This is a genomic window from Aeromicrobium phragmitis (assembly GCF_003674095.1).
GTDB lineage: Bacteria > Actinomycetota > Actinomycetes > Propionibacteriales > Nocardioidaceae > Aeromicrobium > Aeromicrobium phragmitis.
This window is the reverse complement of record NZ_RDBF01000017.1, coordinates 1-19,724: the sequence shown is the minus strand read 5'-3', so window position 1 is coordinate 19,724 and position 19,724 is coordinate 1. Positions and strand designations below refer to the sequence as shown.

The 19,724-nt window shown below is 65.6% G+C and carries 19 protein-coding genes; 5 read left to right on the top strand and 14 right to left on the bottom strand.

The features are described 5' to 3' along the window. Nucleotides 1-84: 84 nt before the first annotated feature. Nucleotides 85-681 carry an SGNH/GDSL hydrolase family protein gene (locus D9V41_RS15665; RefSeq protein ID WP_133434216.1) on the top strand — a complete coding sequence of 199 codons (597 nt, stop codon included), beginning with the start codon at nucleotides 85-87 and terminating at the stop codon, nucleotides 679-681. On the opposite strand, the gene D9V41_RS15660 is transcribed toward D9V41_RS15665, so the two are convergent. The 13 genes from D9V41_RS15660 to D9V41_RS15600 form a co-directional block, all read right to left on the bottom strand. Further along, nucleotides 678-2,282 (bottom strand): aldehyde dehydrogenase (NADP(+)), encoded by a 1,605-nt coding sequence (locus tag D9V41_RS15660; protein WP_121795530.1) that lies wholly within the window; start codon nucleotides 2,280-2,282, stop codon nucleotides 678-680. The genes D9V41_RS15665 and D9V41_RS15660 overlap by 4 nt on opposite strands. Continuing rightward, a complete protein-coding gene (locus D9V41_RS15655; protein ID WP_243697313.1) occupies nucleotides 2,282-3,676 on the bottom strand; it encodes an aldehyde dehydrogenase family protein in 1,395 nt (464 codons plus the stop codon). The genes D9V41_RS15660 and D9V41_RS15655 overlap by 1 nt, the downstream gene beginning before the upstream one ends. Before the next feature lie 131 nt (nucleotides 3,677-3,807). After that, nucleotides 3,808-4,560, bottom strand: coding sequence for an SDR family NAD(P)-dependent oxidoreductase (locus D9V41_RS15650; protein ID WP_121795528.1), 753 nt, complete (start codon nucleotides 4,558-4,560; stop codon nucleotides 3,808-3,810). After that, the gene (locus tag D9V41_RS15645) at nucleotides 4,557-4,778 is read right to left on the bottom strand and encodes a hypothetical protein (protein ID WP_133434215.1); all 222 of its coding nucleotides are present in this window, start codon (nucleotides 4,776-4,778) and stop codon (nucleotides 4,557-4,559) included. The genes D9V41_RS15650 and D9V41_RS15645 overlap by 4 nt, the downstream gene beginning before the upstream one ends. A gap of 13 nt (nucleotides 4,779-4,791) precedes the next feature. Next, nucleotides 4,792-5,349, bottom strand: a complete 558-nt coding sequence (locus tag D9V41_RS15640) for an aromatic-ring-hydroxylating dioxygenase subunit beta (RefSeq protein WP_121795526.1) — start codon at nucleotides 5,347-5,349, stop codon at nucleotides 4,792-4,794. Beyond that, nucleotides 5,346-6,746 (bottom strand): aromatic ring-hydroxylating oxygenase subunit alpha, encoded by a 1,401-nt coding sequence (locus tag D9V41_RS15635; RefSeq protein ID WP_121795525.1) that lies wholly within the window; start codon nucleotides 6,744-6,746, stop codon nucleotides 5,346-5,348. Before D9V41_RS15635 ends, D9V41_RS15640 begins: the two co-directional genes overlap by 4 nt. 15 nt (nucleotides 6,747-6,761) lie before the next feature. Beyond that, the gene (locus tag D9V41_RS15630; RefSeq protein ID WP_121795524.1) at nucleotides 6,762-8,030 is read right to left on the bottom strand and encodes an NAD(P)/FAD-dependent oxidoreductase; all 1,269 of its coding nucleotides are present in this window, start codon (nucleotides 8,028-8,030) and stop codon (nucleotides 6,762-6,764) included. Between the two features lie 10 nt (nucleotides 8,031-8,040). Continuing rightward, on the bottom strand, nucleotides 8,041-8,235 hold the full coding sequence (locus D9V41_RS15625) for a ferredoxin (RefSeq protein ID WP_121795523.1): 195 nt from the start codon (nucleotides 8,233-8,235) through the stop codon (nucleotides 8,041-8,043). Beyond that, nucleotides 8,235-9,197, bottom strand: a complete 963-nt coding sequence (locus D9V41_RS15620; protein ID WP_121795522.1) for a 5-dehydro-4-deoxyglucarate dehydratase — start codon at nucleotides 9,195-9,197, stop codon at nucleotides 8,235-8,237. The genes D9V41_RS15625 and D9V41_RS15620 overlap by 1 nt, the downstream gene beginning before the upstream one ends. Further along, the gene (locus D9V41_RS15615) at nucleotides 9,194-10,189 is read right to left on the bottom strand and encodes a 2-hydroxyacid dehydrogenase (protein WP_121795521.1); all 996 of its coding nucleotides are present in this window, start codon (nucleotides 10,187-10,189) and stop codon (nucleotides 9,194-9,196) included. The genes D9V41_RS15620 and D9V41_RS15615 overlap by 4 nt, the downstream gene beginning before the upstream one ends. Nucleotides 10,190-10,205: 16 nt before the next feature. Then, on the bottom strand, nucleotides 10,206-11,906 hold the full coding sequence (locus tag D9V41_RS15610) for an ABC transporter permease (RefSeq protein WP_121795520.1): 1,701 nt from the start codon (nucleotides 11,904-11,906) through the stop codon (nucleotides 10,206-10,208). Next, a complete protein-coding gene (locus tag D9V41_RS15605) occupies nucleotides 11,903-13,078 on the bottom strand; it encodes an ABC transporter ATP-binding protein (RefSeq protein WP_121795519.1) in 1,176 nt (391 codons plus the stop codon). Before D9V41_RS15605 ends, D9V41_RS15610 begins: the two co-directional genes overlap by 4 nt. Before the next feature lie 11 nt (nucleotides 13,079-13,089). Then, nucleotides 13,090-14,055 carry an ABC transporter substrate-binding protein gene (locus D9V41_RS15600; RefSeq protein ID WP_166376073.1) on the bottom strand — a complete coding sequence of 322 codons (966 nt, stop codon included), beginning with the start codon at nucleotides 14,053-14,055 and terminating at the stop codon, nucleotides 13,090-13,092. A gap of 228 nt (nucleotides 14,056-14,283) precedes the next feature. Here D9V41_RS15600 and D9V41_RS15595 point away from each other — a divergent pair, with 228 nt between their 5' ends. Then, on the top strand, nucleotides 14,284-15,081 hold the full coding sequence (locus tag D9V41_RS15595) for an IclR family transcriptional regulator (RefSeq protein ID WP_121795517.1): 798 nt from the start codon (nucleotides 14,284-14,286) through the stop codon (nucleotides 15,079-15,081). 33 nt (nucleotides 15,082-15,114) lie between these two features. Here D9V41_RS15595 and D9V41_RS15590 read toward each other — a convergent pair whose 3' ends face one another. Continuing rightward, complete coding sequence (locus D9V41_RS15590; protein ID WP_121795516.1) at nucleotides 15,115-16,563, bottom strand: tyrosine-protein kinase domain-containing protein; 1,449 nt, start codon at nucleotides 16,561-16,563, stop codon at nucleotides 15,115-15,117. A gap of 82 nt (nucleotides 16,564-16,645) precedes the next feature. On the opposite strand from D9V41_RS15590, the gene D9V41_RS15585 reads away from it, so the two are divergent. From D9V41_RS15585 to D9V41_RS15575, 3 genes are read left to right on the top strand one after another with little or no spacing between them, the layout of a single operon-like run. Next, the gene (locus D9V41_RS15585; RefSeq protein WP_166376072.1) at nucleotides 16,646-17,164 is read left to right on the top strand and encodes an arsenate reductase/protein-tyrosine-phosphatase family protein; all 519 of its coding nucleotides are present in this window, start codon (nucleotides 16,646-16,648) and stop codon (nucleotides 17,162-17,164) included. Between the two features lie 36 nt (nucleotides 17,165-17,200). Then, nucleotides 17,201-17,713, top strand: a complete 513-nt coding sequence (locus D9V41_RS15580) for a hypothetical protein (RefSeq protein WP_133434214.1) — start codon at nucleotides 17,201-17,203, stop codon at nucleotides 17,711-17,713. A gap of 38 nt (nucleotides 17,714-17,751) precedes the next feature. Continuing rightward, on the top strand, nucleotides 17,752-19,527 hold the full coding sequence (locus tag D9V41_RS15575; RefSeq protein ID WP_121795513.1) for a DUF4012 domain-containing protein: 1,776 nt from the start codon (nucleotides 17,752-17,754) through the stop codon (nucleotides 19,525-19,527). Nucleotides 19,528-19,724 lie beyond the last annotated feature (197 nt).

The following is a 19,724-nucleotide window of genomic DNA, read 5'->3' as shown; positions in this document are numbered from 1 at the left end:
GCAGGAGCGTAGCGCATCTATGACCATGATGTTCACGCGATGCAAAGATTGCGGCTCCACTTCCGCGCTCACTAGGCTTGGCAGGTGGCCATCCGTGGAGCTGTTGCGGTCGGCGTGGGAATGCTCGCGCTGGGCACGGCGGTGCTGGTCGTGCTCGCCATGCAGCAGCCCCCGACGCCCGAACAGGCCGGCACCGGCGTGACGCCGCTGACCGCGACGCCGCGCACCCCGCAGACGGAGCCGCCGGTCACCGCGCCCGCGGAACGCTCGCTGGTGTTCATCGGCGACGAGCACCTCGACGAGTGGGCGCCCGCGGCCGGGCGGGAGTTGGCCGCGGACGTGCGAGTCGAATCCGGCGTCACGCTGCTCGAGGAACCCACCGTGGCCGACGTGCTGACCGGCGCTCCCCCGGATGTCGTGGTGCTCAGCGTCGGCACAGCCGACGTCGCGTGGGCCGACGACTTTCAGTTCGGCCTGACCGAGGCGGTCGATGCCGTGCAATCGGCCTGGCCCGATGCCCACCTGGTACTGATGCAACCCGCCTGGACCGACCCGGGCGATCTGGAAGCGGAGAAGAACGAGATCACCGAGCAGGTGGCCGCGGCACAGGGCGCGACGTACCTGGACGCGAACGCGACCGCGACCGACTTCGTGGCGGCGTGGAACGCCGCGGGCCTCTAGACCGACTCCTCGCTTCCCGCCTGAGAAACACCGTTGAGCCGATGCGGAAAGCGCTCGACGTTCGCCTCTCGCAGCGATTCAGGAAGCGCCCACTCGGGGAATCCTTGGTAGCAGACAGGGCGCAGGAAGCGATTCACCGCTCTCGAACCGACCGACGTCGTGCTCGCTGCTGAGGTCGCAGGAAAGGGGCCCCCGTGGACCATGGCATCGGACACGCGTACACCAGTGGGCCAGCCGTCGAAGATGACGCGACCGGCGAAAGACTCCAGTTTCGGAACGAGCAGACGGGCAGCGTCCTCATCACCGTTTCCGACATGAAGACTGGCGGTGAGTTGTCCGGTCATGACCTCCGCGACGCGCTCAAAGTCCCTTGTATCCCGACAACGCACGACGAGTGCTAGCGGCCCGAACACCTCGTCTTGAAACTCTGGCCGCGCTACGAAGGTGTCCGCGTCGGTGCCGAAGATGCACCCGGCGACATCGTTGGGCCCGGAGGCATCGCCGGGGGGAGCCACAGCCAAGGGGATCAACTCCGGGTTGGTCGCGCGCGCCTGCGCATCCGCCTCGAAGGCCCGGTGAATTCTCGAAGAGAGCATCGGCTGAGCTGCCAGCTTGAGCAGCGCATGCCGTGCGGCCTCAAGGAAGCGCTCCGCATCCACGCCGTCCTCCAGGACCAGAAGCCCTGGGTTGGTGCAGAACTGACCGGCGCCGAGGGTCAACGAGTTCACGAAGTCTGTCGCGATCTCCTCGGCCCGTTCGCGAAGGGCGTTCGGAAGGAGAAAGCAAGGATTGACTGAACTCATCTCGGCGAAGACCTGGATGGGCTCGGTTCGGTCTGCAGCGGCGCGGGCGATCGCCAGCCCGGCTGCTTGAGATCCGGTGAACCCGACCGCGCGGATGTGTTCATTCAAGACCAGCGCCCGCCCGACGTCTCGTCCGGGCCCCACGATCATGGAGAAAACTCCCGCCGGCAGCTCACACTCCTCTACGGCGCGCGCCACGGCTGCTGCGACCAGCTCGCTGACCCCAAGATGCGCCTCGTGCGCTTTGACCACCACGGGGCAACCTGCCGCAAGGGCCGAAGCGGTATCACCGCCTGCGACGGAGAACGCCAACGGGAAGTTCGATGCTGCGAACACCGCGACCGGGCCGATGCCGACCGAACGACTCCGCAGCTCCGGCCCGGTTCGGTCCGCGTGGTCGATGCGGAGGTCGAACGGACTTCCTTCAAGAACGAGATCTGCGAAGTGCCGCAATTGGCCGGCCGTCCGTGCGATCTCGCCTTCCAGTTTGCCCGAGGCGAACCCCGTCTCTTGTGCGCCACGGGCCACGATCTGCGCGGCATCTCGCTCGATCTCCTCGGCGATGGCGCGCAAAAATTGAGCCCGACGTTCGACGGGTACCGCCCGATACGCCACGAAAGCACGGGCTGCTGCTGCGCACACTTCGGCGATGTCCCGGAAGTCGGCGGCTGCGTACTCGGGGTCGAGTTCTTCGCCGGTGCGGGGATCCCGCGAGCGGAGACGGGTCGACGAACTGCCGCGGCGACGCTCTCCCCCGAGGAACGATTCGCCTCTGAGCACCGTGGTCATGCTGCTCATCAGAGGGTTGCCTGCCCGCGGCTGAGCACGACGCTGATCGACTTCTCCCGCGTGTACTCCAGCATCGTCTCCTTGGCATGCTCCACTCCGGCGCCGGAGTTCTTGTAGCCGCCGAACGGAACCCCGAGCCACCGATGGACGACCTCGTTGATCCACACGTAACCAGACTCGACCTTCCCGGCGGTCGTCAGAGCCTTGGTGAGATCGTTGGTGAAGATCGAGGCAGTCAGTCCGTAGTCGACACTGTTGACGGCTTCGAGCATCTCGGTCTCGTCGTCCCACACGATGATCGACAGGACCGGGCCGAAGACCTCTTCCTGGGCGATTCGCATGTCGGGTCGCACGCCACCGAAAACGGTGGGCATGACATACGCGCCATCGGCGAGCGGACCATCACCTTCCCCACCGCCAGTGAGAAGCGTGGCCCCCTCCTCCTTCGCCATCGCGATCATCGAGAGCACTCGCGCCTTGTGCCGTTCTGACACCAGGGACCCCATCTCGGCGTCGGGATCGTCCGGAAGAGACACGTTGATCTGCGAAACCAGCTGCGTCACACGCTCCGTGACGGCGTCCGCGAGCGACCGGTGCACGAACAGGCGCGAGGTCGAGCCGCATGACTGTCCTTGATGCGTGAAGTTCATCCCCTTGATGGCAGCCCGAGCCGCGGTCTCCACGTCCACGTCGGGAAACACGATCAACGGGTTCTTCCCGCCCAGCTCGAGACTGATCTCCTTCACGTACCCGCTGTCGGCCGCAGCCTTCTGGATGGCAAGGCCGGTCGGCACGCCGCCAGTGAGGTGCAAGCGCTCGACGCGAGGATGTTTGACGATGGCCTCACCGACGGCAGGTCCGCCCTGCACAACATTGACCAGGCCGTCCGGCAGTGCACCGATCGCAGCATTCGCGATGATCGTGGCGCCGAGCGGGGTCTGTTCCGACGGTTTGAGGATCACCGCGTTGCCCGCCGCGAGCGCAGGTGCGGAGAGCTTGATGGGAAAGAACGACGGCCCGTTGAACGGCGTCAGAATACCGACGATTCCGTATGGCTCGCGGACGGTGTAGTGCAGGTTACCGGGGGTCGCCGGGACCGTCTGGCCGACGAGTTCGAAGCCAAGGCCAGCGAAATGCTCCAGATGCGTGATCCCGTTGATGACGCCTTTGCGCATATCGTGCATCGGAGTTCCGCTGTCCGCGGCGTCAATAGCCACCAGCTCATCGACACACTCACGAAGGTTGCGTGCCCAGGCCAGCATTCCCGCCTTCCGATCGAGGACGGACATCGCGGCCCACACCCGCTGGGCCTTCAGCGCGGACTCGACGGCCGCATCGACGTCCTCGGGGCCAGACTCAGCTACGATCGCGAGCTCGGCTCCGGTCGCCGGCGCGATCTTCACGCGCTGGCCACCCTGGATGGCGAGGACCTCAGCCCCTCCGATGACGTTACCGGTGATCGAATTTCCATCGACGTTAAGCACGAGCGTGCCCTTTCTGAGTCTGGTGATGTGTACTGCGGAGTGCAGGGCGGTCAGCTGAAGAAGGAGCCGCCATTGACGTGGAGACTTTGGCCCGTGACGAAGTCAGAACCCGAGCCGCTGAGATAGAGCACCGTGCCGACCATGTCTTGAGCCTTCTGCTCACGTTTGAGGCAACGCTGATCGATCTGGCGGCTCAAACTGCCGGAGGACCCATCGCTGCTCAGCCCGGTCTCGGGGATGGCGTCTGGCACGAGGTTGTTGACGGTGATCCCGTGGGGACCGAGCTCACGGGCCAACGCCCGGGTGAACCCGATCAATGCCGACTTGGACGTCAGGTAGTGCGGCCCGGTCGCGCTGGTGCCTTTCCAGATCGAGGCCGAGCTGACGTTGATGATCTTGCCGTGACCTGCTGCCTTCATCAGCGGAAGCACGGCTCGGGTCGCCAACCATGTGCCCTTGACGTTGACCTCCAGGCACCGATCCAGCTCATCGAGGTCGACGTCCTCGAAGCTGCCGGACCGGGCGGCGCGGAAGTACGCCGCGTTGTTGATCAGGACGTCGACGCCCCCGAAACGGTCGGTCGCATCGCGCACCATCGCCTTGAGGGATGACTGGTCGGTGATGTCGACGCGAAGCGGCAAAACACTGCCACCCGACTCCTCGATCTCCCCGACCGCTTCAGAGGTGTCGGCGATATCGGCCAGGACGACATTCGCACCAGCGTCGGCCAATCCGCGGGCGAAGGCTCGTCCCAACCCTCGTCCGCCACCCGTCACGACGACGGTGGTGCCTTCGACGCTCATGCGTCCTCTCCTTCCACGAACGCGGCCACCTCGGTGCCGTAGACCGGTTGCTGCGACTGCCCGACGAGTGACTCGTCGGGGCTCGAGACATAGGTGCAGAAGAGCCAAACACCGTCGCGGGGGTTGAAATCGACGGATACGACCGAGCCGTCGTTGAGCCGGAGGCGGTCGCCCTCGACCACGGCCATGGAGTCCTGCGGTTGTCGTTGCGTACTCACGGTTCTTCTCCCTCTAGATGAAGTGGCTGAACGAGCTACCGAGGTAGACGGTCTGGCTGATGTAGAGCGTCCGTCCGCTGATCAGCCAGACGTCGTCGATCCGGCGGAGCCGGTCATGGCGACGCCCAACCACGGTGTCCTCCTGGTCAGTGAGCCGGTGCCGGTACGAGAGCACGCCGCTTTTCACATCGAGTTCGAGGGGGCCGTCGTCGTCCGATTCCACGACGTCGATGAGCACGTTGCTCACCAGATGCACGGTGCGAGAGAGCGGTTCTTCGGCCCAGTGGACACCAGTTCTGATCTGCTCGACGCGCTTCGCCATGGTCGGTTTGTCGTCATGAATCCAGCTGATCGCGAGTGCGTCCTCGAGGTATTCCTCCTCCAGGGCGTTGAACGCAACGTTCTGCGCGATGGGCACGCGGAACATGAAGTCATCGGCGAAGAGGTCGAGCCACTGCTCGAACCTGCGTTCATCGAGCAGATGCGCCTCTCGCGCGTAGAGTTGCTCGATCTCGAACTGCAGACGGAGCGCCTCCTCGACGCCGACCCGGTCGGTAGATGCCATGCTCATCGGACCTCCTCGACGTTTTCGCCAGCCTTCAGCGGGAACGGAACGTAATCGGGATGCGTCGACCGGTGCATCAGTTCGTCCCAGTTCCAGCCCTGCATGAACTCCGACCACCGCTTGAGGAAGATCAGCTGATTCTGCTCCGTCTCGCGGTAACCGCACCAGACCGAGCCCGGGTAGCCGTCGAACGGCTCGGAGTACCCCAGGCCCTGTTGGTAGTTGTAGGGGAATTGGCGGGCGATCATGCCCTTGCTCGCGTCGCTGGCGTACAACCAGTTCTCAAGGTCGTCCTGCTCCGTCATGCCGCCAGGGCCGGAATACGTCATGAAGTAGTGACGCAACGTGTCTTTCACGAACTCAGGCGCGTCCGCGTCGACCAGGTAGTACCGCCAGAACTCGGTCTCCTCCGGACCGTTCGGATGGTGCACGATGATGGTCCGCGGCTGATCCTCGTGGAAGGACGTGTTGGGGAAGATCGTGCCCTTCCCCTGATAGTGGGTCTCACCGGCACGCTCGACCTTGCGCTTCTCGAAGACCTCGCGGAAGTACTCGCTGACCTCGGGGAATCGGCCGAAGACCGAGCCCTGCTCCCACTCCTCCTCGGGACGGGGAGTGAATCCGAGCCCCCCGTGGCCCAGGTCGGGCCAGCCGAAGGCGTAGTGCCCCTTTGCGCGCTGATCGCGGCGTCCGCTACCGCTCGGACTGATGTTGGCGAGGTTCACGGACTTGTGGCTGACCGCGTGGGCGGCGTCACCGATGAAGTTCGTGGGCGCGAACTTCCAGTTGCACTTGACGCGCCACTTCTGCACACCGACGAGCACGGTCGAGCCGCCCTCCTCGCCACTGCGAGAGTTCAACGCCGAGTCGAGCCACAGTTTGAAGCTGCCCAAGTACTCTTCGAGCGGCGGAGCGTCGATGTCCCACGTCGCCCAGATCGTGCCCTTGTAGTTGCGCATCTGAGCGACGCTGATGAGTCCCCATTCCTTCTTGTCCAGGGCCTCGTGATAGTGCGTCTTCCATCCGGGAACGCCGAACAGGTCGCCTGCCCGCTCGACGAGCGAACCGTCGGTCGTATAGCTCCACGCGTGGTACGGGCAGGTGAAGAGCCTCGTGTTGCCCTTGTCGAATCGGCACACCTTCATGCCGCGATGCCGGCAGGAATTGAGCAGGACGTGAAGCTCGCCCTGCCGGTCCCGGGTGAGGATGACGGACTCTTCGCCCATGCGGCTGAGCATGAAGTCGTCCGGCTCGGGGACCTGTGATTCGTGGCCGACCATCAGCCAGCCCCGTCCGAAAATCTGCTTCAGTTCCTGGCGGTAGAGTTCCTCGTCTACGAAGATCGAGCGGCTTGCCACCCCGTTCGGGATGTCGACGAGTTCGCGAATCTGCTCTGATTCCACTTCGTTACCTCTCCTTCATTGCGCTGGCTTGAGTTCTGCGCCCGGAACTGTCAGCTCCCGGGCTCTTTGGGCGGCATCCTCCGCGGTGATGCCCTCCGTGAGCCATCGGCGACCGAAGGCCGCCCATCGCGGGTTGTTGACCGCAATCACGGCTCGGAGGGAGGCCTCTCCCACGAGGACGAGCGAACGCTGCCGCTCGTCGGTGAAAGTCCGGGCGCTCATCGTGGCGTCACACACTCCCACCACTTGGACACGACGCCCGAACAATTCGGTCCAGAAGTACGGCGGGGTCGACCACACGCCGTCGGATCCGAGCATCGCTTGGGCGACGATCCGGCCTTGTTCACGCGCTGCTTGCCACTGTTCGGTGCGGACTCGAAGTCCCGTCGAGGTGTTCGGCCAACAGGCCACGTCGCCGGCCGCCCAGACATGAGCAAGGGAGGTCCGCCCCTGGCCGTCGCAAGTCAGCCCGTCCCCGATCTCGATCGACGAGTCCTCCAACCACTCGACGTTCGGAGTCATCCCGATACCGGCCACCGCCTCGTCGAAGGTTCGAATCGAACCGTCGGCGAGCTCGGCCACCAAGCGACCGCCGCGCTCGTCGAGGCGACGCAGATCGGAGTCACAGACGATGTCCACCTGGCCCGCCGGCACCTGCGCCAAGCAGAGGGACACGACCTCGGACGGCAGGACACGAGCCAGTGGTGCGGCGGCGCGGTCCACGACCGTCACCCTCCATCCGAACGTGACGGCCGCCGAAGCGACTTCCAGCCCGATGAATCCCGCCCCCGCGACCAGCAGCTCACCGGTTCGCGCACTCAGACGTTCACGCAAAGCGCGCGCGTCCGCGACCGAACGCAACGTCCCTACCCCCGCCGCCAGTTCTCCCGCGATCCGCATGCGGCGCGCTCGCCCACCAGTCGCGATCACGACGTCGTCGGCGTGGATGACGCGGCCAGAGTCCAGCTCCACGGCAATGTCGCCGCCGGGAAGTGCGCGGAGAGCGACCGCGCGCACCCCGCGATCGAGCCGGACATCGTTGCTTTGATACCAGCTTTCCGGCTTGAGCAGCAGACGCTCCTCACCCATCGCGCCTACGAGGAACTGTTTGGAGAGCGGCGGCCGGTCATAGGGCAGATCGGGGTCCGCATCGACCACCGTGACGTCGCCCTCGAAACCGGAGGCCCGAAGTTCCTCGACGACGGCGATGCCCGCCAGAGATGCACCGACGACGAGAACGTGATCGGGACGTCGTTCCGTCGAGGCTTGCGCAGTCTGCGTCATCGGTGCCCCCTCAATCCTCGAGGCGCAGAGCGACCGCCGGGCACGAACGCACCGCTGCTTCCACGACCGAGCGGTCCGTCTCGGCGGGATTCTCGATGAGGACGATGGCCTTGCCCGAGTCGTCGTCGAGCTCGAAATACTCGGGAGCCTCGATGACGCAGTTGCCGTAGCCGAGGCACAGGTCGAGGTCGAGGTGGATACGCATCAGACCGTCACTCCCTCGCGCTCCGCGTCCACGCCGCCCTTCGGCCGAAGCGGCGTGTCGAGATCGATCGAGGTCAGCCACCTCGACAAGTCCTCCCGGTCCGCGGGCGTGGGGGTCGGGAGCGGACCTCGCACCGGGCCTACAGAGCCCCCGCGAAGGTTGACGCCCTCCTTGATCAGCGACACCGCGTATCCGGCGACCCGGTCGCGGAGTTCGACGAACGGCAGCACGACCTCCTTCGTGTAGTGCTGCATCGTCTCCGTGTCGTGGGCGAGGAACGCCTTGTTGAAGTCCTCGGCGAACTCCGGGACCACGTTGAGCAGTGCGGAGGAATACGACGCCACGCCCACAGCGCCTAAGGCGGGCGCAAAGAGCTCCGCGGTCGGTGTTCCGTTGAAGAAGAAGAAGTTCGGGTCGTCGACCGCGCTCACCTGTGCTTGCAACACTTCCACCGCTCCGGTCCCGTCCTTGAGCCCCGCGATCCGAGGGTGGGCCGCCAGGCGGAGCAACGTGTCCCGGCTGAAGACGACACCATCGCGCTGGTAGAGCACCACCGGCAGCGGCGACTCGTCGGCAAGGCGCTCGTAGTAGCTGAGTAGCGCCGCCTGGTGCAACGTCGACATGTAGGGCGGGAAGGCCAAGATGGCGGACGCTCCGGCGCGAGCCGCTCGCCGCACCATGTCCACAGCGTTCGGCAGGCCGAAGGCGGCCGCCCCGAACACCGGGACACGCCCGTTTGTCGCGTCGACCGAGGCGCGCACGATCCGTTCGTGCTCCTCGAGCGAGAGGCACTGCACCTCCCCCGTGCCGCACCCCACGAAGAGGGCACGGGCGCCGTACGACAGGAGGACCTCGCTCTGCGTCGCCAGTTGGTCGAGCGCGAGTTCCCCGTCGTCGCCATAGGGTGTCACAGGGAACCCCAGCAGACTGCGGTCGGGAATCGTCAGGTCGGTCTCGGTCATTGAGGGCCTCTCTCCAGGGAAGTCAAGGTCGGGGAAGTCGTGACCGGCGTAGCCGGAGGTGCGCCGGTCAGCACCCGAAGCACGTTGTCGACGGCGAGATGCGCCATAGCGCGACGCGTCTCCACCGTGGCGCTGCCGATATGCGGCGTGACGAGGACGTTGTCCATGCGCAGCAGCGGATTGTCCGAATCAGGAGGTTCGTTCGCCAGCACGTCCAGGGCGGCTCCGGCGAGGTGTCCTGCACGCAGCGCGGCGATGAGTGCGGGCTCGTCGACGAGGCCACCACGTGAGGTGTTCACCAGGTAAGCGCCGGCCTTCATCTGCGAGAACGCATGCTCGTCCATGAGGTGCCACGTCTCCGGCGTCAGCGGAACGTGCAGCGAAATCACATCGGAGAGCGCGAGAAGATCCTCGAACGGGAGCCAACCAGGGCCGGGGAAGTCGGCGGACGTCGATGGACCGGAGCGCGACGTATAGGCGATACGCATACCGAACCCGGCCGCGCACGTCCGCGCCACCTCACGGCCGATACTGCCGAAGCCGACGATTCCCACAGTCTTACCTCGTAGGTCCGAGCCGAGCGGTGGCTTCGGCGCCCCCTGGCTCCACCCGTCCGAGGCATGGTCGACTCCGCGCCGCAGCTGCCGGAGGGCTCCCAGGAGTAGACCGACGGTCAGATCTGCGACGGCTCGGCTCAGCACGTCGGGGGTGTTGCACACGACGACACCACGGCGCGCACAGGCGTCCAGATCGACCTTGTCGTACCCGACCGCACGGAGTGCGATCACCTTCAGCCGCGGCGCGCGTTGGAGCACGGCCTCGTCGATCGTGGGCTGTCCGATCAGGACCATCGCTTCAGCGGCAGCGATCCCCTCGTGAGGTGTCGCCGATCGAAGGTCGGCGTGCGTGCCGTATCCGATGTCGTGCTCGGCCTCCAGCCGCGCCACCAGGTCGGCGGGTACATCGCCGCCGATGATCATCACCTGTGCCATGGGGTCACCACCTCACTCATCGCGATGTCGCGGCAGCCCGCGACACCGTCTTGTAGGCCAGCGCCACCACGACCAGGGAGGCGATGAAGGTCAGCACCGCCATCGCCGTGACATGCGGAACGCGTCCGGACTCGAAGAACTCGACCGCGACCTGTCCGACGACCGGAGTGTCGAGGCCGGCCAGGAGTACCGAGATCGTGACCTCGTTGACACCGAGGAAGAACACGATCACCCAGCCGGCGAAGAGGCCGGGAAGGAGTTGCGGGGCGATGATGCGTCGCGCTGTTCGGAGCGGGGACGCTGCGGAGACGTACGAGGCTTCCACGAGCTCCTTGTTGAGTTGGCTGACGGCGGCAGTGGCCGAGGCCGAGGCCTGCGGCAGAAACGCGGTGATATACGCCAGGATGAGCAAGGCGGCCGTGCCGTAGAGGTTGAAGGGCGGGCCCGCGAAGGCGACGATGAAGGCCGCCGCCAAGGCGGTGTTGGGGATCGCGGCGGGCACGTAGAGGACGAGGTCGATCCCTCGACTCCGTTGCCGCACGGTCGCCGCGTAAATCAGTACTGCTGCAATCAACATCGCAAGCACCGCGGCGATCGCACCGAAGCTGAAGCTGTTGATGAGTGCTTCTCTGCTCGTGGCGTCAGAGAGGACGCTCCGATAGTTGTCCAACGAGAAGTTGTCGAAGCTCACCGTGGCACCGCGGTAGGGCAGTAGCGAGGCCGTGATCAACGCGAGGAGCGGAAGGAGCACTGCGGTCATGTAGAAGGCGATGAAGCCGCGCACCACCCAACGCCAGGGACCGAGCGGCTGAAGGGCGCTGGCAGACGAACGCTTCCCGGCGATCACAGCGCGGTTGGCAGCCCGCGCGGCGCGGAGCTGCGCAAGCACCGCGATCTGCACCACGATGGTCAGCAGCACGGCGAGCGCAATCGCGACGTCCTGCTGAGGGGGCCACGACGAGAATCCGCGATAGACGAAGACCGAGGCCGTCGTGATGTTTGCAGGAGTGCCGATGAAGAGCGGGAAGGTGAATGCGCCCACGCTGAGAATGGCGATCATCAACGCGCTGCTCAAGATGGCGGTCCGACTCGTCGGCAGGGTCACGCGCCAGAACGTGCGCCACCTCGATGCGCCGTTGACCCGTGACGCCTCCTCGAGTGCTGGATCCGCGTTGCGCAGTGAAGCGGAAACGATCATGTAGGCCATCGGCGCGAAACTCACCGCCGTCACGAAGATGAGTGCGGGAAAGTTGGCGATACTGATGGGGCCTGATGTCGTCTCGAGCGAGAGCAACCAGCGAAGCAGGATGTTGGCGTACCCGGACTCGGGCGAGAACAGCACGAGGTAACCGAAGATCAGGCCGATCGCGGGCACCAGGATCGGAATGACCGGGAGCACGCCGGCGATGGCATTGATCCGCGCATCGGTGCGCTCCATCGCCCATGCCAGGAAACCGCCCATGAGCGTGGCGACGATGACGGTGCCGATCACATAGATCGCCGTGTCAGCGAGCATGCTGGAGAAGCCGCGGGCCTCGAAGAGCTGGCCGAACGCGCTGAGGCTGAAGGCTCCATCGACGACGAACGAACGCCACAGCATCCGAACGACCGGATACAGCACCAGGAAGCCCACTGCAATGAGCAGCAGTGTGACCCATCGGTGCGCCGAGCGCCGCGATCCGAGCCGCTCGACGATGAGCGTCGTCGCACTGCTCACTGTTCCCCCTCGGGAAGCACACACAGGTCCGCGCTGGGGACGTGGAGGTAGTAGCACTGACCTTCACGCAGTCCGCTGCCCCGTGGTGCTGCGACGGTCGCCTCGACCGGCGCGCCGCTCGAGGTCCTCAGCTCCACGACGACCTCCATATGCGCACCCATAAAGCTCTTCAGCTTCACGACGCACGGCCAGACGTTGTGGTCGGCACCGGGGTGCTCATGAACCACGTGGCCCCACTCCGGGCGGAAGACCCCGACCGCACGGTCACCGTCGACGATCGCCGAGGTCGGCTTGCCGATCACCCGACCCACAGCGGTGTCGAGCGCGACCATGCCGTCGATGCTGGTCGCTGTACCGCTCACTTCGGTCGTGGTTCCCATGAAGGAAGCGACATATCGGCTGACCGGGTTGTCGTAGAGCTCCTGCGGTCGTCCCACTTGGGCGATCTCACCGTGATTCATGACGATGAGCTTCGTTGCGATGGCACCGGCTTCAACCTGATCGTGCGTCACGTAGATGCCCGCGAAGTTGAACTCCGCCTGCAGCGCGATGATCTGCTTACGAATCTCCTCGCGCACCCGGGCGTCCACGTTGGAGAGTGGTTCGTCGAACAGGATGACGTCGGCGTCAGCGATGATCGCTCTCGCGAGTGCGACGCGCTGCTGTTGGCCTCCGCTCAGCTGGTTTGGATACCGATGTCCGTACTTTCCCAGATGAACGGCGTCCATCATCTGCTGCACGCGTTCAGCGATCTGCGCCTTCGCCACCTTCCGGCATGCCAGGGGGTAGCCGATGTTCTGGGCCACGGTCATGTGCGGCCACAGCGCGTAGGACTGGAAAACCATGCTCACGGCACGGCGCTCGGGCGGCAGATAGACCTTGTGGTCCGAGGAATACACCGTGCGTCCGGAGACGGAGATCTCGCCGCCTTCGGGCCGCTCCAGGCCCGCGATCGAACGCAGCAACGTGGTTTTGCCGCAGCCACTCGGCCCCAGCAAGACGGCCATCTCGCCCTGGGGAATCTCGACCGAGACTCCCTTGAGCGCGGTGACGAGGCCATCTTTGCCCGGATAGGTCTTGATCACGTTGGAGGCACGGACCTTGACGTCGTCCCCATCCGCGTTCCTTGCCATGTCCGCAGTGATGTCACTCGTGACTGCTGTCGCTCCCATCGTCTGTCCCCTCACTCGAGCCCGAGCAGATCGAGGTAGTCGGGCAGCTTCGCGAGCGCCTCGGCTGGATCGGGGTTGACCGCTGCCTCAGGCATGGTCAACGAACCGGGAATGTCCTCACCGAGAGGCGAGACGCCCACCCCGTCGTTGATGATCTGCTGGCCTTCGGGCGACACGAGATACTCGACCCAGGCGCGCGCACCTTCCACATTGGGTGCGTCCTTGGGGATCTGCGTGTAGAAGCTGAGGCCGACGACCGGCTCGAATGGGCCGACGAGGCCGATCGGCGCTCCCGCGTCCTCGTAGGCCAGCAGGTTCATGTCGTAGCTGTAAGCAAGCAGCTCGCCGTTCCCAGCCGCGAGCTCCTCCATGCCCGGCGTGGAGGACGGCACCACTGTCAGTTCCTGAGCGGCGAAGTCGGCGAGGAACTGCTCACCCTCAGACTCGGCGAGAGCGTAGAGGTGCTTGCTCGACAACTCCTGGTTGGTGCGCGGATCGGCGAAGAGGATCTTGCCCCCCTTGAAGCGGGGGTCGAGGAGGTCGCTCCAGTCCTGCGGCAGCTCGTCTTCGCGCCCGGCGAACTTTTCCTTGCTATAAGCGATCTTCTGAGGGGCAAAGGTCGGCTGGAAGGTCTGGTCGGTCAACCGCCATTCCTCGGGGATCGCCTCCATTCCTTCCAGGTCGCTGAGGTCTTCGAACATCGAGGCGTTGTCGACCGCGTAGACCTCCTCGTTCATGGTGAGGACGTCAGCAACGGGCTTACCTGCCGCGGTCTCCTCGTGGAAGCGACGCGTGAGCGCCGAGCTCTGCTCGCGTGTCCAATCGACTTCGATGCCCGTGCGCTCCTCGAAGTCGGCGGCGAGCTTCTCCTGGACCGCGGGGATCATCGTCGAGTACACAGTGATCTTGGACGGGTCGCCGGACCCGTCATTCGAACCGGCGGAGGAGCCGCATCCCGCCAGTGCCAGCGCAGCCAAGACCGTCACCGTCGTCACTGCCCTGGCGGTCTTAACCCCGTTGCTGAGTCGCTCCATTGGACGCTCCTGTCTACGAATGTAGATGCTGGTCTAGTATGGGAGACAGCTTGACACGCCTCTGTATTAACGGTCAAGACTTTTCCCAAAGACGGCGGAAGCAACTAACAATGCGCTCGTGCCGTCTTCCGCGCGGAGGTACCATCGCCGCTGACCCACTTAGGAGACGACGTGCCCGATAAGACAGCTGAAATCTCGGGTGTGCGCACGGTCAAGAGCGCTGATCGCGCGCTCCAACTTCTCGAGTACCTCATCCAGTCCCCGGCCCCGCGCACCTTGAAAGAGGTCACGGAGGCGCTGCAGATCCCCCGGGCATCGACATACGCGCTGCTCGTGACGCTGCAACGTCGTGGCTGGGTCGAGGTCAACGACAACCGCTTCAGCCTGGGCTTACGGTCGCTTCAAGCCGCCGTGACGGCGATCGACCTCGACCCGACGGTGCGCCGGACAGAGCCGTTACGCCAGGCGCTGAACTCCGATCTCAAAGAAACGGTTCACCTGGCGAGACTTGACGGCGCCGACGTCGTTTACATCCAGTCGCTGACAGCCCCCGATCGTCCGTCTGCCCTGACCCGCCCGGGGCGACGCCTGCCCGCTCATGCGTGTGCCCTCGGCAAGGCATTACTTGCTACCCGCGATTGGAACGAGGTGAACGCTGTCCTTCCAGATGTGCTGACGCCCGTCACCTCGAGAACGATCACGTCTCGTGCGAGGCTGCGCGAGGAACTCGAACAGGTTGCGCGGCACGGTTACGCGATGGAAGTGGAGGAGAACACGCTCGGCTTGACGTGTTACGCGATCGCCGTTCCCGCCCTGCCGCGCCCTTCGTACGCCATCAGCTGCTCCATGCCGCTCGATGCCCTCGCGCAGGAACATCGTGACCTCGTGCGCGATCGGCTACTCCAGGCCGCGCAGCGATTGGAAGCCGAGATCGAACCGCATCGAACCTTCACAGCGCCGGCTTCTTGAGACTTCGTGGCGGCGTGGAACGCCGCCGGGCCTCTAGACCGACTCCTCGGCGCGCCGAGCCTTCTTGTCGCGCTTGCGCTCGGCGCGGGAGCCGGGCTGGCTCTCCGGGCCGTACCCGTAGCCATAGCCGTATCCGTAGCCATAGCCGTATCCGTATCCGCCGCGGCGCTTGGGCTGCGGGGACATCGTCACGATGGTGCCGCACAGCCGGGCGTCGACCTGGCGGAGCCGGTCGAGAGAGCTGGCGAACTGGTCGGTGGTGGTGGAGCCGTGCCGGATGATGACCAGGGCGCCGTCGGTCACCGAGGCGAGCAGAGCGGCGTCGGTCACCGGCAGCAGCGGGGGTGCGTCGACGAGCACGATGTCGTAGTCGGCCCGCGCCTGCGCGAGCAGCTTGTGCATCTCTCGCGACTGCAGCAACTCGGCCGGGTTGGGCGGGATCCGTCCCGAGGCGAGGAAGTCGAGATTGGCCGAGATCGGCTGCACCGCATCAGCGAAGTCGATCCGGCCGAGCAGGATCGTCGTCACGCCGACACCCGATTCGACGTTGAGGTACTGGGCGGCGCGCGGCCGGCGCAGGTCCGCCTCGATCAACAGCACGCGCTGGCCGCCGTCGGCGAGCATCTGCGCGAGGTTGCTGGTGGTGCTCGACTTGCCCTCGCCGGGCAGCGCGCTGGTGATGACGTAGGCCTTGTGCTCGGCACCCGGGTCGACGAACGACAGATTGGTGCGCAGCACCCGGAACGCCTCCATCCGGGGGTGATGGCTGGGCAGACCCCGCAGCAACGGCTGGGCGACGGCTTCTCGGTCGTAGAAGATGTTGCCGAGCAAGGGAGCTTCCTCGCCCGACACCGCCGTGATGTCCTCGAGTGACCTGATGCGGTTGTCGAGCACTTCGCGCAGCACCGCGAGGCCGGCACCGAGCAGCAGGCCGAGCACCAGGCCGAGGCCGAGGTTGCGCACCGGTTGCGGCGAGACCGGAGTGGTCGGCACCGTAGCGCGATCGACGATGGAGGCCTTGACCGGAGCGTCGAGCTGTCCTTCGGGGGTCTCCAGCTCGCGGACGTACTCGGCGAACACCTGCGCCACCGTCTGGGCGAGTTCTTGGGCACGCTCGGCGGACGGGTCCTCGACCGACACCGACAGGACGACGGTGTCCAGCTCCACGCTCGTGCTGATCTTCCTCATCAGGTCGTCGGGCGAGCTGTCGAGGTTCAGCCGCTCGACCACCCGGCGGGCGACCTCCTCGCCCTTGATCAGCGTCGCGTACGACTTGACCCGCTGCTGGGAGAACTGTCCACCCGATTGCAACTGCCCATCGGTCATCGTCGACGGCGTCGAGACGAACAGGCGTGCCGTGGATTGGTACTGCGGTGTCGCGGCGATGGTGACCGCGGCAGCAGCGGCGACGGTCAGCAAGGTGGTGACCGTGATGAGGATCCACCGCTGGCGCAGAACGCGCAGATAGTCCTTCAAATCCATGCGAGGGTGCCTCCGGGAGCGAACAGCAATGCGGCCACCCTATCGTTCATGCCGCCGGTCGTGTCTTCGCTACGCTCGCGCCATGGCCTTTCGCATCCTGGTCGTCTGCACGGCGAACGTGTGCAGGTCGCCGTTGGCCGCGGGTCTCCTGCGCCGGCGACTGGATTCCGGCGCATTCGTCGTCGAAAGCGCGGGAATTCGCGCTCTGGACGGTGGCCGCACCGATGCGAATGTCGTGCAGCGTCTCACGCGCCGGGGCATCCACCTGCCGGACCTGGCGGCGCGGCAGCTGACCCCTGACATCGCCCGGCAGGCCGATCTGATCTTGACCGCGACCCGCGATCATCGCGGGGACGTGCTCGAGGTGTTCCCCGGTGCGCTCCGCCGCACCTTCACGCTGCTGGAGTTCGCGGCACTCGCTCCCCGGGTGGGCGCCAACGGCCCTGCCGATCTGGTGCGCGGCGCGGCCATGATGCGCAGCGACGGGCCTCAGGACGTCGACATCGAGGATCCCATCGGCCGATCCGACGACGTCCACGACGCGGTAGCTCGCCAGATCGAGGAAGCGGTCGACACGATCGCCAAGAATCTCGCTCCTTGAACCTCGCCTCATCGCGAGCTGCACTGGCGGTGACCGATGGACACACCGGCACCATTAATAGATGATGGCGAGGTGTTGGGAAATCGTCGGATCTACGACTACTCGTCGGTGCTGGATGCGGTGCGCGTGGCGATCCTGCAGGGGTGCCATGCATCAGCGATGACCGACGATGACGAGCTCGAAGCGCATTTCCAATCCGCCGAGTGGAGGCCGGTTTTCATTCCGCAGCCGGGGATTGACGAGCCACTCGAAGCCGTCATCGGGACCAGCGGGATCGAGGACCCGGTCCTCAACGTGCGCAGTGTGCCGACCTTGCTGCGGTCCGCTGAACGTCTCGCCGTTCCCTACTCGTATCTCGCGCATCCGGCCTGCGCGTTCTGTCAGGGCGTGTGGGAACGGCGAAGGGGCGAAGCTGACGACGACGCCTTCGTGCTGGTGGCCTTCGGGCTCCACGCCTGGCAGTTGATGCATCCGAGCGACCTGCGCCGCTGCGGAGTGGCGCTCGAGACGCTGCCGTTCCGCTTACGGTGTTCGGGACCAAGTTGGTGATCCCTGGACGGAGGCGATCGAGCCTCTAGGATCGTCGGGTGACGAACCCGCTGCTGACGCCTTCTGCCCGTTCGGCCGGCCGCATCGTGGTGTGGGTGTTGTTCGGTCTGCTGGTACTCGCGATCCTCGCCGCCGCGTGGGTGGGTGTGCGCGGATACCTCGCGTACGGTCACGTCCGCGACGCGCAGCAGACGGTCCGCGAGATCCGCGCGAACATCACCGACACCGAGGCCACGTCCACCCGGGTCGCCGAGCTGGCCGAGCAGACGTCGTCCGCGCATTCGCTGACTTCGGACCCGGTATGGCGAGCCGCCGAGTACGTGCCATGGGTGGGCGAACAGCTGTCCGCGGTGTCGACGGCGATCGCGACCGTCGACGAGGTGGCGTCATCGGCGCTCGGTCCCCTCGTCGAGGTGACCCAGGACTTCTCGGTGGAGGACCTTCGTCCGACCGACGGCCGGATCAACGTCGAGGCGCTAGCGAGCGTTCAGGATGTGGCGGCGATGAGCGCCGAGCGGGTGAGCCGGGCGGCCGACCGGATCGAGAACATCGACCGGCGTCCGCTGCTGGCTCCCGTCGCTGAACAGATCGACGAGGTGGGTGAGCAACTGCGCACTGCCAGCTCGGGCGCCGACGCGATCACCCGTGCCTCGCAGCTGATGCCGGCCATGCTCGGCCACGAGGGCCCGCGCGAGTACCTGCTGCTCTTCCAGAACAACGCCGAGGCACGTTCACTCGGCGGACTGGTGGGGGCGATGGCCCTCCTGCGCACCGACAGTGGGACGATCTCGCTGGAGTCCCAGAGTGCCGCGGTGGAGTTTCCCCGATTCGACGAACCCGTGCTGCCCCTGAGCGACGACCGCGCGGCGCTTTTCGACAATCAGCCAGCCCGCTGGATGTCCAACGTCACCCAGATTCCCGACTTCACCGTGTCGGCTCCCCTCGCTCAGGCCATGTGGGAGCGGCAGACGGGTCAGCATGTTGACGGAGTCATCGCGGTGGATCCCGTGGCACTCTCCTATGTGCTGGAGTCGATCGGTCCCCTCACACTGCCGACCGGCGACGTCATCACGAGCGAGAACGCGGTGCAGCTCCTCCTCAACGACCCGTATGTCCGCTTCGATGATCCTCGGCAGCAGGATGAGTTCTTTCAGGCCACCGCCGCCGCCATCTTCGACGCGATGCTCAGCGGCGCCGCGGAACCCGGTCCGCTACTCGACGCCTTCACCCGCGCCACGCGCGAAGGGCGGGTTGCCATCTGGAATGAGAACGAGGCCGACCAAGCAGTACTTGATGGGACCCCTCTCCAAGGCAAGCCGCTGGACGTGCGGCCCGAGCAAACCACGTTCGGGGTCTTTCTCAATGACGGCACGCCCTCGAAGATGAGCTTCTACTCTCGCGTGACGTCCGGCGCCTCCTGGTGCACCAACGAGTCCGGCGGGATCGAGGCCGTTCTCGAGGTTGCGCTACGTAACGCCGCACCGCCGGCCGCGGCCACCTTGCCGACATCGATTACGGGCGCAGGAAGGATCGTTCCGCGCGGGAGCACACGCACGGTGACGTATCTGTACCTGCCGGAGGGCGCCGAGATCGTTTCGGCGACGTCCTCGAGCAACGCAGGCTTCGGCCGCGGCAACGATGGCGATCGTTCCGTGCTGATCTGGGAAGCGGTGCTCGCGCCGGACGAGGAGGTCAGCGCGACCGTGCGAGTGAGCACCGAATACACCCACGACCTGCGCGTGGTCACGACGCCCACCGTGCCCGGTGGAAGCGAGACCGTCACGCCACCCTGCTCGGTGACTGAGGCGGGCTGACGGGAGCGCATCCACCGGTCGTCCTCGCGTCGACGTCGTAGGTGGTCGAGTAGCCCGCCCTTCGATACGCCGCTCGTTCCTCGCGGCTACTCAGGATCCGGAACGAGGGGCGACGTCATAGGTGGTCGAGTAGCCCGGAGCTCTGCGGAGGGCGCATCGAGACCACGTTGCGCATGGTGGTCTCGATACGCTCGGCC